The following is an 11897-nucleotide window of genomic DNA, read 5'->3' as shown; positions in this document are numbered from 1 at the left end:
GCCGTCGCGGCCGCCGCCGCGGCCCGCCACGCGCCACCCGCCCTCGAGGTCCGCGGACTCACCCGGTTCTTCGGCCGCAAGCCCGGCGAAGCGCTCCAGCGCCTCGCCGACGGCGCGAGCCGGGACGACGTCGCCCACCTCGGCACCGCCGCGGTCGTCGACGCCGAGTTCGACGTCCGACGCGGCGAGATCTTCGTCGTCATGGGCCTCTCCGGGTCCGGCAAGTCCACGCTCATCCGCATGCTCAACGGCCTGCTCGAGCCGACCGCCGGATCGGTCGAGGTCATGGGGGAGCGGATCACCGGCGTCTCGCCCAAGCGCCTGCGCGCCATCCGCCGCGACCACGTCTCGATGGTCTTCCAGCACTTCGCCCTGCTGCCGCACCGCACGGTGCTCGACAACGCCGCCTACGGCCTCGAGGTCCAGGGCGTGGGCGCCGACGAGCGCCGCGAGCGCGCCTCGCGGGTCCTCGACCGCGTCGGCCTCGCCGGATGGGGCGAGAAGATGCCGTCCGAGCTCTCGGGCGGCATGCAGCAGCGCGTGGGGCTCGCCCGCGCGCTCGCCGCGGACACCGACATCCTGCTCATGGACGAGGCGTTCTCGGCGCTCGACCCGCTCATCCGCCGTGAGATGCAGGAGCAGCTCGTCGAGCTGCAGCAGGAGCTCGGCAAGACCATCGTCTTCATCACGCACGACCTGAACGAGGCGATGTTCCTCGGCGACCGGATCGCCGTCATGCGCGACGGTCGCATCGTGCAGCTCGGCACGGCCGAGGAGATCCTCACCGACCCGGCCGACGACTACGTCGCGCAGTTCGTGCAGGACGTCGACCGGGCGCGCGTCCTCACGGCGGGCAACGTCATGGAGGCGCCCCGTGCGATCGTGTCCTCGTCCGCCGGCCCGCGTGCGGCGCTCCGGACGATGCGCGACCTGCAGACCTCGACCGTGTTCGTCGTGGCCCCCGGGCGGCGCCTCCTCGGCGTCGCCCACGACCGCGAGGTGCTGCGCCTCGTGCAGCGCGGCGAGCGTACGCTCGACGCGGCCATCCGCGACGACATCGCGACCGTCGCCGCCGACGTCCCCCTCTCGGAGATGCTCGGCAGCGCGGTCGAGCACGAGCTGCCGCTCGCGGTCGTCGACGACCGGCACCGCCTGCTCGGCGCCGTTCCGCGGGTCACCCTCCTCGCCGCGCTCGGCAACGTCCCGGCGAACACCGGCGAGCTCCCCGCGATCACGTCGCCCGCCACGGTGCCCGTCGACGTGATCACCGAGACGCTGCGCTCGACGGAGGAGGCCGAGGCCGATCCCGCGCCGGGCCTCGAGGAGGCGCTCGCGACGCGTGCCACCGCCCCGATCGAAGGGAGCCGCGCATGAACGAGTTCCGACTTCCCCTCGGCGAGATCGCCGAGGGCGCCATCGACGTGCTCACCGAGGTGCTCGACGGCCTGTTCGACGTGATCCGCGCGATCTTCGCGGGGTTCTACGACCTCGTCGACCTCGTCCTGTCGACGCCGCCGTTCTGGGCCGTGATCCTCGTCATCGCGGCGCTCGCCTGGTTCGCCAAGGGCTGGAAGCTCGCGGCGGGCACCGTGGTCGGCCTCCTCGTGATCGTCGGCGTCGACCAGTGGGAGAACGCGATGGACACCCTCGCCCTCGTGCTCGTGTCGAGCACGATCGCGGTGGTCGTCGCGATCCCGCTCGGGATCCTGGCCGCGCGGAACGACGTGGCGAGCCGCGTCATCCGCCCGATCCTCGACTTCATGCAGACGATGCCCGCGTTCGTGTACCTGATCCCCGCGCTGATCCTGTTCCGGGTCGGCGTCGTGCCGGGCATCGTCGCGACGATCGTGTTCGCGATGGCCCCGGGCGTGCGGCTCACCGAACTCGGCATCCGCGGCGTGGACCGCGAGGTCGTCGAGGCGGGGCACGCGTTCGGCTCGTCGCCGTGGCGCATCCTCCGCCAGGTCCAGCTGCCGCTCGCGATGCCGTCGATCATGGCCGGCGTCAACCAGGTCATCATGCTCTCGCTCTCGATGGTCGTCATCGCCGGCATGGTCGGCGCCGGCGGCCTCGGCGGCGACGTCGTGCAGTCGCTCACGCGCATCGACGTCGGCCTCGGCTTCGAAGCCGGGCTGTCGGTCGTGATCCTCGCGATCGTGCTCGACCGCATCACGGGCGCGTTCGGCTCGGGCGATCGACGTCCGCGGCGCACGAGGCGAGCGGATGACGCATCCGCACGCCGCACCGACGAGCCGTCCGCGTCGTCCGAGCGCGAGCCCGAGCTCGCGCCCACCACGTAACCAGACCATCCGGTACCGTCCCGTCGCCCCAGCGGCGGGCCTCCCCGGCATGCCCGGGACGCGGCATCCGTCGCGCCCGGAACCCCGCGCGGACCCGCGCGCGGAGCCCCGACACCCGTGCCACAGCACACGGGAGGAAAGGAACACCCTGCACATGACCAAGCGTCACCTGATCTCCACCCTCGCCCTCGGCGGCGCCACGGCGCTCGCCCTCTCCGGCTGCGCCTCGGGCGCCGAGGCCGAGACCCTCGACAACGGCGACCGCCAGGACCTCACCATCGCCGTGTTCAACGGCTGGGACGAGGGCATCGCCGCGAGCGAGCTCTGGAAGGCCGTGCTCCAGGAGCAGGGCTACGACGTCGAGCTCGAGTACGCGGACGCCGCCCCGGTCTTCCAGGGCCTCAGCGACGGCGACTACGACGTCACGCTCGACACGTGGCTGCCCATCACGCACGCCGACTACGTCGAGAAGTACGGCGACGACATCGTCGACCTCGGCGCCTGGAACGAGGACGCCAAGCTCACGATCGCCGTGAACGAGGACGCCCCCGTCGACTCGCTCGCCGACCTCGCCGCGAACGCCGACGCGTTCGACGACCGCCTCGTCGGCATCGAGCCGGGTTCGGGCCTGAACCGGGTCACGACCGACAGCGTCATCCCGACCTACGGTCTCGACGGCATGGACTACCTCACCTCGTCGACCCCGGCCATGCTCGCCGAGCTCACCGCGGCGACCGACGCGGGCGAGAACATCGCCGTCACGCTCTGGCGCCCGCACTGGGCCTACGACGCGTTCGCGCTCAAGGACCTCGAGGACCCCGAGGGCACGCTCGGCGACGCCGAGGGCATCCACTCGTTCGGCAGCTCGAGCCTCGAGGACTCCCACCCGACGCTCGCGGGCTGGCTGAAGGACTTCCGGATGGACAGCGAGCTGCTGTACTCCCTCGAGAACGCCATGTTCAACGAGAACGACACCGACGACTACGGCCCCATCGTGGAGCAGTGGATCGCCGACAACCAGGAGTACGTCGACTCCCTGACCTCCTGAGGTCGAGCCGCGCCGTGACGGCGCGATGAGCCGAGAAGCGGATGCCGCGGGCGCACGTCGTGCCCGCGGCATCCGCTTCGTCGTGCGTTCGGCCCTTGAGGCGCCGATCGGCGGGGACTATGGTCCGCATCGGTGCGGCCGCCGGCGGCCGACGCAATTGAGGGGGAACCATGCGCCACGACGACGAGCTCGAGCCGACGTTCACGCGGGCGGGGGAGGCGACGACCGCGCGGCACACGCGGATCCCGGAGCTGCCGATGCTGCCGGAGACCGCGTACCGCATCATCCACGACGAGTCGATGCTCGACGGCAACGCGCGCCTGAACCTCGCGACGTTCGTGACGACGTGGATGGACGAGCACGGCGATCGGCTGTACCACGACGCCTTCGACAAGAACATGATCGACAAGGACGAGTACCCGGCAACGGCGGCGATCGAGGAGTACTGCTGGCGGATCCTCGCCGACCTGTGGAATGCGCCCGACCCCGACGACGCGATCGGCACGTCGACCATCGGCTCGTCGGAGGCGTGCATGCTGGGCGGGCTCGCGCTGAAGCGCCGCTGGCAGCACGCCCGCCGCGCGGCGGGGAAGTCGACCGAGACGCCGAACCTCATCATGTCGAGCGCGGTGCAGGTCTGCTGGGAGAAGTTCTGCAACTTCTTCGACATCGAGATGCGGTTCATCGACACGAGCGACGAGCACCCGCTCATGGACGGCACCGGGCTCGAGGACGTGGTCGACGAGAACACGATCGGCGTCGTCGTGATCATGGGCGTCACCTACACGGGCTCGTACGAGCCCGTGACGAAGGTCGCCGCGAAGCTCGACGAGATCCAGGCGGCGACCGGCCTCGACATCCCGATCCACGTCGACGGCGCCTCCGGTGCGATGGTCGCGCCGTTCCTGCAGCCCGATCTCGAGTGGGACTTCCGCGTCGAGCGGGTGCAGTCCATCAACACGTCCGGCCACAAGTACGGACTGGTCTACCCCGGCGTCGGCTGGGTCGTCTGGCGGAACACCGCCGCGCTGCCCGAGGACCTCGTGTTCCGGGTGAGCTACCTCGGGGGGTCGATGCCGACGTTCGCCATCAACTTCTCCCGCCCCGGAGCGCAGGTGCTCCTGCAGTACTACCGGTTCCTGCGGCTCGGCCGGGTCGGGTACACCGCGATCCAGCAGGCGTCGCAGGACGTCGCCGTGTTCCTCTCGGGCGAGATCGGCAAGCTCGATGCGTACGAACTGCTGACCGACGGCACCGACATCCCGGTCTTCGCATGGCGGCAGACGCCCGGGCACACCGACAAGTGGACGCTGTACCACCTCGCCGAACGGCTGCGGATCAAGGGATGGCTCGTGCCGGCCTACCCGCTCTCGGGCGACCAGTCCGACCAGACCGTCATGCGCATCGTCTGCCGCAACGGCCTCAGCCACGACCTCGCCGAGGACCTGTTGCGCGACATCCGCGAGGAGACGGAGTTCCTCGACGGCCTCGACGCGCCGATGCCGCACGAGGGCATCGTCCAGGCATTCCACCACTGAGTCGGGAGCCGCCGTGGCACCGGTCGGCGCCCTCCTGGCGGCGATCGCCGCCTACGTCCTGCCCGACACCGGGACCTTCTACAATCTGCTCTGGGCGAACCTCGGCACCTTCCTCGGAGCCGTGTGCTTCCTCGTCGCGGCGCTGCTCTCGCGCCGGACGATCGGCGCCGACGAGCCCGCCGCCGCGCCCGGCTCGGTCGCGGCCTGAGGGGAGGCCTCGGCCGGCGCGACGGGCGCGATTCGGCCCCCCATCGGGCCATCTGGTAAGCTGAACCTTTGGCTGGGTACTTCCACTGCCCAGACCGCGCCGATCCCCTGCCGTGACACGCGAGAAATCGCGGGTTCCGACGCGGGCTCGTCAGCAGACAAGAGACCTTGGGAGGGGCCGTCCGGCCCCTCGGTATTGGAGGAAAGACCAATGGCAGCAGTGTGCCAGGTGACCGGAGCCGTTCCCGGCTTCGGTCACAACATCTCGCACTCGCACCGCCGGACGAAGCGCCGCTTCGACCCGAACGTGCAGAAGAAGACCTACTACGTGCCGTCGCTTCGTCGTAACGTCACCCTGAACGTGTCCGCCAAGGGCATCAAGGTGATCGACGCCCGTGGCATCGAGGCCGTCGTCAAGGACATGCAGGCTCGTGGGGTGAAGCTCTGATGGCGAAGCAGCAGGACATCCGTCCCATCATCAAGCTCCGTTCGACGGCCGGCACCGGGTACACCTACGTGACCCGCAAGAACCGTCGCAACAACCCCGACCGTCTCGTGCTCAAGAAGTACGACCCCGTGGTGCGCAAGCACGTCGACTTCCGAGAGGAGCGCTAAGACATGGCGAAGAAGAGCAAGATCGCGCGCAACGAGCAGCGCAAGGTGGTCGTCGACCGCTACGCCGCGAAGCGTGCCGAGCTGAAGAAGACGCTCGTCGACGCGAACGCGACCGACGAGGCCCGTGAGGCCGCCCGTGTCGGCCTGCAGAAGCTGCCCCGCAACGCCTCGCCGGTGCGCGTGCGCTCGCGCGACGCCATCGACGGCCGCCCCCGTGGCGTGCTCACGAAGTTCGGCGTCTCGCGCGTCCGCTTCCGTGACATGGCGCACCGCGGCGAGCTGCCCGGCATCACGAAGTCGAGCTGGTAACTCCACCCGCTTCCCGAGAGGGGCGTCCCGGTTTCCGGGGCGCCCCTCTCGTCGTTCCCGTGCAGTGCTCCGGCGGGGGCGTTCGACGGATGCCGCGGCATCCGTCAAGCCCCCCGCGAACCTGCCCGAACGGGCCGGAAATCCGCGTGTTTCCGCGGGACTCTGCTACATTCGAGGCGGCCTGAACGGCTACGGGGGCGATCGATGCGATCCGTTCTCCGTGTTTCCACACGACAGCTGTATAAACAGCGAAGGTCCGAGGAGGACATTCAATGGCTGACAAGTCGCTCAACAAGTCGGAGCTCGTTGCCAAGATCGCCGCGTCGACGGGCCAGAGCCAGACGGCCGTCGACGCCGTGCTCAACGGCTTCTTCGACACCCTCGCCGAGTCGGTCGGCTCGGGCACCAAGGTGTCCATCCCGGGCTGGCTCGCCGTCGAGCGCACCCACCGCGCCGCCCGCACGGGCCGCAACCCGCAGACCGGTGAGACCATCCAGATCGCCGCCGGCAACTCGGTCAAGGTGACCGCGGGCTCCAAGCTCAAGGCCGCCGCGAAGTAACCCGCGCGCGTCCGCAGACGCATTCCGCGACTCCCGAAGGGGCGCCCGGCACTGCCGGGCGCCCCTTCGTCGTGCCAGGGGGCGGATGACGGCGGCGCACGCGGGGACCGCCGGGCGATCGCTCCCAGCCGGCTCGCCTAGGCTCGTACGGTGATCCGTTCCGCCCGCGTGCTGGGCCCAGCCGCACTCGTCGCCGTCGCGCTCGCCGCGATGACCGCCGCACTGGCGTACGGCGGCGGCGCGGAGCCCTACCCGATCCAGGACCCGGGCCCGATCGCACGGTGGGGCGTCCCCGTCGCGAAGCTCGTCGTGAACCTCGGCGCCGCGGGGATGATCGGCGCACTCGTGCTCGCCGTCTGGGCGTTGAGCCCGAAGCGACGCGAGTTCGACCTCGCGCTCGACGTGGCCGCGGCATCCGCCGCCGTGCTCACCGTCGCGAGCGCCGCGACCGGCGTGCTGACCTTCATGCTCGTCACGGGCGCCGAGTTCTCGCTGGGGGACCGCTTCGGCCAGCAGCTCGGCCAGTTCGTGACGTCGATCGAACTCGGGCAGGCGTGGCTCGCGACGACCCTCATCGCGGCCGCGGTCACCGTGCTCTGCTTCGCCGTGCGGAACCACACCGCCCTCGTGTTCGTCGCCGTGCTCGCGGTCGTCGCGCTCGTGCCCATGGCGCAGCAGGGCCACGCGGCCGGCGCATCCGGGCACGACGACGCGGTCACGGCGCTCGGGCTGCACCTCGTCTTCGCGGCGGCCTGGCTCGGCGGCCTCCTCACGATCGTGCTGCTGAAGCCCGCGCTCGACGGCGACCGCCTCGGGGTCGTGCTCACGCGCTACTCGACGGTCGCGCTCATCGCGTTCATCGTCGTCGCGATCTCCGGCTACGCGAGCGCCGCCCTCCGGATCGGCACCTGGGACCAGCTCGCCACGCAGTACGGCGTGCTGGTGGTCGCGAAGGTGGCGGCGCTCGTGGCGCTCGGCCTGTTCGGCGCCGCGCAGCGGCGCGTCATGATCGACCGGATGCTCCGGGCGGACGCGGCGCGGAGCGACCGCGGTGCACCCGGCGGGTCGGCGAACCGGACGTTCTGGCTGCTCGTCGTCATCGAGCTGGCCTTCATGGGCATCGCCTCGGGCGTGGCCGCGGCCCTCGCGCGGACGGCCACGCCGATCGACGAGGACGTCTCGGGCGGACTCGCACGGACGCCCGCCGAGATCCTCACGGGCGAGCCCCTGCCTCCCGCCCCCGATGCCATGCGCTACTTCACCGAGTGGAGCCCCGACCTCCTCTGGCTCATCGCGTGCGGATTCGGCATCTTCTTCTACGTCGCGGGCGTGCTCCGGCTCCGCCGTCGCGGCGACCGCTGGCCGATCTACCGCACCGTGCTCTGGATCGCGGGCCTGCTGCTCCTCGCGTGGGTCACGAGCGGCGGCGTCGCCGCGTACGAGCAGTACCTCTTCTCCGCGCACATGCTCGGGCACATGATGCTGACCATGGCGGTGCCGGTGCTGCTCGTCCCCGGCGCGCCGGTCACGCTCGCGGCCCGCGCCATCCGCCCCCGGAAGGACGGCAGCCGAGGCGGGCGCGAGTGGATCCTGCTGGCCGTGCACTCCAGGTTCGCGTCGATCATCGCGAACCCGATCGTCGCTGCGGTGCTGTTCGCGGGCTCGCTCTGGGTGTTCTACTACTCGCCGCTGTTCCGGTGGTCGATGGAGGACCACATCGGGCACGAGTGGATGATCACCCACTTCCTCATCACCGGGTACCTCTTCGTCCAGTCGCTCATCGGCATCGATCCGGTGCCCTACCGGCTGCCGTACGCGTTCCGGTTGCTCCTGCTGCTCGGCACGATGGCGTTCCACGCGTTCTTCGGCCTCGCGATCATGATGGGCACCGGGCTGCTGCTCGCCGACTGGTACGGCGCCATGGGGTGGGGCACCGATGCGCTCGCCGACCAGCAGCTGGGCGGCGGCATCGCCTGGTCGATCGGCGAGATCCCCACGGTGGCGCTCGCCATCACCGTCGCGGTGCAGTGGTCGCGCAACGACGCGAAGGAGTCCAGGCGTCGCGACCGGCACGCCGACCGCACGGGCGATGCCGAGCTCGAGGAGTACAACGCGCGGCTCTCGGCGCTCGCCGAGCGCGACGGGGTGCGCTGAGCGCGTCAGCGCAGCTGGATCGAGATCGATCCGTCGGGCCGCACGGTCGCCTCGAGCGCGAGCGTGAACGACTCGTCCTGTTCGAGCGTCGAGAACGTGCCGTCGAACAGCGACTGCACGTCGACCGAGATGTGCGCGAGCCCCGCGGTCGGCGGCATCTCGAACCTCATCTCGCTCGGGACGAGGGTGACCACCGGCGACTCGACGATCCTCCACACGGGATCGCCCACGACGCGGTCGTCGATCACGACGCCGAACGGGCAGCCGGCCGGCTGCAGCACCGGCTGGCTCGCGCACTGGTCGACGAGGTACTCGTCGACCTTCACCTGGACCCGCTCCACGAACGCCTCCGTGGGGAGGGAGTCGACCGTGACGGCGGCCCTCGCCCCCGGCTCGGCGACGACCTGGACCGGGACCGCCTCGAGGAGGGTCGACTGGTAGCCGAACTCGTACACGGCGGGAGCGATCGCGAGGTACTGCGTGGTCTGCCTGAACGCGGACAGGTCGTCGCCGGTCTTCGTGGCGCGCGCGTCGAGCGTCAGGGACCCGACCGTGAACAGCGGGCTCTGGGCGGCCGTGACCTCGATCACGGCGAGCGGGCTCGTCGCGAACTCCCAGCGGTGCAGCACGCCGTAGAGCGGCTCGATCGGGCTCACGACGAACGCGGTCCGCACGATCGCCGTGTCGAGCCGGTAGCTCACGGTCACCGTGTGCCGGCCGTCGTCATGCGCCTCGTCGGAGACGACGCGGACGTCCTCGGGGCCGGAGTCGACGACGTTCGAGCGCAGCATCGCGGTGGAGATGTCGGCGGGGAGCCCCGCGCCGGCCAGGTCGCCCTCGTCGAGCCGGACGCCCGGCGTCGCCGCGGCGCTCACGATGTCGTCGCTCGCGATGGCGTCGAGGTAGCGCTCGACGAAGGCGGACGCGCCGTACAGGCTCTGGTTCAGCCCGCCGAGTGCGGCGAGGAACCCGGCGACGAGCATGACGGCGAGGCCTGTCCACCCGACGATCGCGACCGGCGACAGGCGTCCCTCACGTCGGCCCGAGCTCCCCACCCGGCAAGTCTAGACAGGGCCGCGTCACGGACCCGCTTCTCCACGACGCCGCGTGACGGGTCGACGGATGCCGCGGCCGGGGCCGCGGCGCGGCGATCGCGGTCTACAGTGAAGACGCCCGCACGCGGCATCCGCCCCACGACCGGGAGCGCGCGGCGGCGCATCAGACCCCCGCCGAACCCAGCGAGACCGAAGGCCGACCGTTGCAGCACGTGACCCTCACCGCCGAGCAGCAGGCGGTGTTCCGGGCGATCGAGCACACGCGCGAACACGTGTTCGTCACCGGCCGCGCGGGCACGGGCAAGTCGACGCTGCTGAACCACCTGAACTGGAACACCTCCAAGCAGATCGTGATCTGCGCGCCCACGGGCGTCGCGGCGCTCAACGTCGGCGGCCAGACCATCCACTCGCTGTTCCGCCTGCCGATCGGCGTGGTCGCCGACCACGACATCGACCAGAACGACGCGGTCCGCAAGATCCTGAACGCCATGGACACGCTCGTGATCGACGAGGTCTCGATGGTCAACGCCGACCTCATGGATGCGATGGACCGCTCGCTGCGGCAGGCGCGCCAGCGCCCGCACGAGCCGTTCGGCGGCGTCCAGGTCGTGCTGTTCGGCGACCCGTACCAGCTCGCGCCGGTGCCGGGCTCGGGCGACGAGCGCCGGTACTTCGCCGACACGTACCGCTCGATGTGGTTCTTCGACGCGAAGGTCTGGCAGGAGGCCTCCTTACGGATATACGAGCTCGGCGAGATCCACCGGCAGCACGACGACGCCTTCAAGCACATGCTGAACGCCGTCCGGCACGGGATGGTCACGGCCGAGATCGCCGGGGTCCTGAACGACACGGGCGCTCGCCGGCCGCTGCCCGAGCAGGGCGCGATCACGCTCGCCACGACCAACGAGACCGTGAACCGGATCAACCGGGCGGCGCTCCACCGGCTCCCCGGGCACTCGATCGCGAACGAGGCCGACGTGAACGGCGAGTTCGGGGGCCGCGGGTACCCCGCCGACGAGCGGCTGGAGCTCAAGGTCGGTGCGCAGGTCATGTTCCTGCGCAACGACACCGCGGGGTGGGGCGAGGCCCCGCGCTGGGTGAACGGCACGATCGGCACGGTCACGTCGCTCGAGCGCGAGGTGCGCGTCGACATCGACGGCGAGGAGCACGAGGTGGAGCCCGCCACGTGGGAGAAGTACCGGTACTCGTGGGACCCGGTCGCCAAGAAGCTCGAGCGCGAGATCGTGGCCGAGTTCACCCAGTTCCCGCTCCGCCTGGCGTGGGCGGTCACCATCCACAAGTCGCAGGGCGCGAGCTACGACGCCGCGATCGTCGACCTCGGCTCGCGCGTCTTCAGCCCGGGCCAGACCTACGTCGCCCTCTCGCGGCTGACGAGCCTGGACGGTCTCTACCTCGCCCGGCCGCTCGTCCCGCGCGACATCATCGTCGACCGCGACGTCGAGCGGTTCATGTCGGGTGCGACCCGGGATGCCGGGGCGGCGGAGGAGTCGTCCGCCTGAGCGGCGTCCCGACCGAGCCCGGCGATCTGGGAGACTCGCCCTCATGGCATGGGTGTTCCTCGCACTGGCGATCGCAGCCGAGGTCGCCGCGACGAGCCTGATCGGATTCACTGCGGGCTTCACCCGGCTGTGGTGGACCGTCATCGTGCTCGCGGGGTACGGCTTCTCGTTCTGGATGCTCGCCCTCACGGTCCGCGAGCTCGAGATCGGCATCGTCTACGCGATCTGGTCGGGCGTCGGCACCGCCGCGATCGTGGCGATCGGCGTGCTGTTCCTCGGCGAGTCGATCTCGGTGCCGAAGCTCGTCGGGATCGGCCTCATCGTGGCCGGCGTGCTCGTGCTCAACCTGTTCGCCGCGGAGTCCGCCGCGCACGGCTGATCCGTCGCGCCGGTGCGGGCGCCGTCGGCACGAAGGTGCGACCGGGGGCGTCATCGCCACGCGCCCCCGGCCGCGGTCTGGGAGGTCAGTGGTGGTGCGCCCGATCGGAGGGCGCCTCGCCGGTGCGCGTGCCGTGCTCCCCGTGCGGTACGGCGGACCGACCGGCCTCGGTGGCGGCGAGGGCCGGGGTCGCGAGCGCCGAGACCAGCACG

At 70.9% G+C, this 11897-nt stretch carries 13 protein-coding genes; 12 read left to right on the top strand and 1 reads right to left on the bottom strand.

Features of this window, described 5'->3' with window-relative positions; genetic code table 11:
• The 10 genes from ESO86_RS04810 to ESO86_RS04765 form a co-directional block, all read left to right on the top strand.
• On the top strand, positions 1 to 1374 hold a 1374-nt coding region (locus ESO86_RS04810; protein ID WP_129233742.1), incomplete at its 5' end, for a quaternary amine ABC transporter ATP-binding protein.
• The gene (locus tag ESO86_RS04805; RefSeq protein WP_129233741.1) at positions 1371 to 2300 is read left to right on the top strand and encodes an ABC transporter permease; all 930 of its coding nucleotides are present in this window, start codon (positions 1371 to 1373) and stop codon (positions 2298 to 2300) included. The genes ESO86_RS04810 and ESO86_RS04805, both read left to right, overlap by 4 nt.
• Positions 2301 to 2454: 154 nt before the next feature.
• Positions 2455 to 3348, top strand: coding sequence for a glycine betaine ABC transporter substrate-binding protein (locus ESO86_RS04800; protein ID WP_129233740.1), 894 nt, complete (start codon positions 2455 to 2457; stop codon positions 3346 to 3348).
• Between the two features lie 170 nt (positions 3349 to 3518).
• On the top strand, positions 3519 to 4886 hold the full coding sequence (gene gad, locus ESO86_RS04795; protein ID WP_129233739.1) for a glutamate decarboxylase: 1368 nt from the start codon (positions 3519 to 3521) through the stop codon (positions 4884 to 4886).
• 13 nt (positions 4887 to 4899) lie between these two features.
• A complete protein-coding gene (locus ESO86_RS04790; protein ID WP_129233738.1) occupies positions 4900 to 5094 on the top strand; it encodes a hypothetical protein in 195 nt (64 codons plus the stop codon).
• Between the two features lie 210 nt (positions 5095 to 5304).
• Positions 5305 to 5541, top strand: a complete 237-nt coding sequence (gene rpmB / locus ESO86_RS04785; RefSeq protein WP_129233737.1) for a 50S ribosomal protein L28 — start codon at positions 5305 to 5307, stop codon at positions 5539 to 5541.
• Positions 5541 to 5708: a 50S ribosomal protein L33 gene (gene rpmG, locus ESO86_RS04780; protein WP_021760158.1), complete on the top strand. Its 168-nt coding sequence runs from the start codon at positions 5541 to 5543 to the stop codon at positions 5706 to 5708. The genes rpmB and rpmG overlap by 1 nt, the downstream gene beginning before the upstream one ends.
• Positions 5709 to 5711: 3 nt before the next feature.
• The gene (gene rpsN / locus ESO86_RS04775) at positions 5712 to 6017 is read left to right on the top strand and encodes a 30S ribosomal protein S14 (RefSeq protein WP_129233736.1); all 306 of its coding nucleotides are present in this window, start codon (positions 5712 to 5714) and stop codon (positions 6015 to 6017) included.
• A 272-nt stretch (positions 6018 to 6289) separates the two neighbouring features.
• Positions 6290 to 6577 carry an HU family DNA-binding protein gene (locus ESO86_RS04770; protein ID WP_129233735.1) on the top strand — a complete coding sequence of 96 codons (288 nt, stop codon included), beginning with the start codon at positions 6290 to 6292 and terminating at the stop codon, positions 6575 to 6577.
• 210 nt (positions 6578 to 6787) lie between these two features.
• The gene (locus ESO86_RS04765) at positions 6788 to 8731 is read left to right on the top strand and encodes a bifunctional copper resistance protein CopD/cytochrome c oxidase assembly protein (RefSeq protein WP_207207016.1); all 1944 of its coding nucleotides are present in this window, start codon (positions 6788 to 6790) and stop codon (positions 8729 to 8731) included.
• A gap of 5 nt (positions 8732 to 8736) precedes the next feature.
• On the opposite strand, the gene ESO86_RS04760 is transcribed toward ESO86_RS04765, so the two are convergent.
• Positions 8737 to 9786, bottom strand: coding sequence for a hypothetical protein (locus ESO86_RS04760; protein WP_129233734.1), 1050 nt, complete (start codon positions 9784 to 9786; stop codon positions 8737 to 8739).
• 203 nt (positions 9787 to 9989) lie between these two features.
• On the opposite strand from ESO86_RS04760, the gene ESO86_RS04755 reads away from it, so the two are divergent.
• On the top strand, positions 9990 to 11306 hold the full coding sequence (locus ESO86_RS04755; RefSeq protein ID WP_129233733.1) for an ATP-dependent DNA helicase: 1317 nt from the start codon (positions 9990 to 9992) through the stop codon (positions 11304 to 11306).
• Positions 11307 to 11349: 43 nt separating this feature from the next.
• Positions 11350 to 11685 (top strand): DMT family transporter, encoded by a 336-nt coding sequence (locus tag ESO86_RS04750; protein ID WP_129233732.1) that lies wholly within the window; start codon positions 11350 to 11352, stop codon positions 11683 to 11685.
• Positions 11686 to 11897 lie beyond the last annotated feature (212 nt).

The sequence above is a fragment of the Agromyces binzhouensis genome (genome assembly GCF_004135055.1).
In the GTDB taxonomy this organism is placed as follows: domain Bacteria; phylum Actinomycetota; class Actinomycetes; order Actinomycetales; family Microbacteriaceae; genus Agromyces; species Agromyces binzhouensis.
The sequence above is the reverse complement of the archived record's forward strand: the minus strand, read 5'-3'. Positions and strand labels throughout refer to the sequence as shown.

Coding starts and splice junctions, on each gene's coding strand:
- ESO86_RS04805 (WP_129233741.1), top strand. CDS start 1,371: ATGAACGAGTTCCGACTTCCCCTCGGCGAGATCGCCGAGGGCGCCATC.
- ESO86_RS04800 (WP_129233740.1), top strand. CDS start 2,455: ATGACCAAGCGTCACCTGATCTCCACCCTCGCCCTCGGCGGCGCCACG.
- gad (WP_129233739.1), top strand. CDS start 3,519: ATGCGCCACGACGACGAGCTCGAGCCGACGTTCACGCGGGCGGGGGAG.
- rpmB (WP_129233737.1), top strand. CDS start 5,305: ATGGCAGCAGTGTGCCAGGTGACCGGAGCCGTTCCCGGCTTCGGTCAC.
- rpmG (WP_021760158.1), top strand. CDS start 5,541: ATGGCGAAGCAGCAGGACATCCGTCCCATCATCAAGCTCCGTTCGACG.
- rpsN (WP_129233736.1), top strand. CDS start 5,712: ATGGCGAAGAAGAGCAAGATCGCGCGCAACGAGCAGCGCAAGGTGGTC.
- ESO86_RS04770 (WP_129233735.1), top strand. CDS start 6,290: ATGGCTGACAAGTCGCTCAACAAGTCGGAGCTCGTTGCCAAGATCGCC.
- ESO86_RS04765 (WP_207207016.1), top strand. CDS start 6,788: ATGACCGCCGCACTGGCGTACGGCGGCGGCGCGGAGCCCTACCCGATC.
- ESO86_RS04750 (WP_129233732.1), top strand. CDS start 11,350: ATGGCATGGGTGTTCCTCGCACTGGCGATCGCAGCCGAGGTCGCCGCG.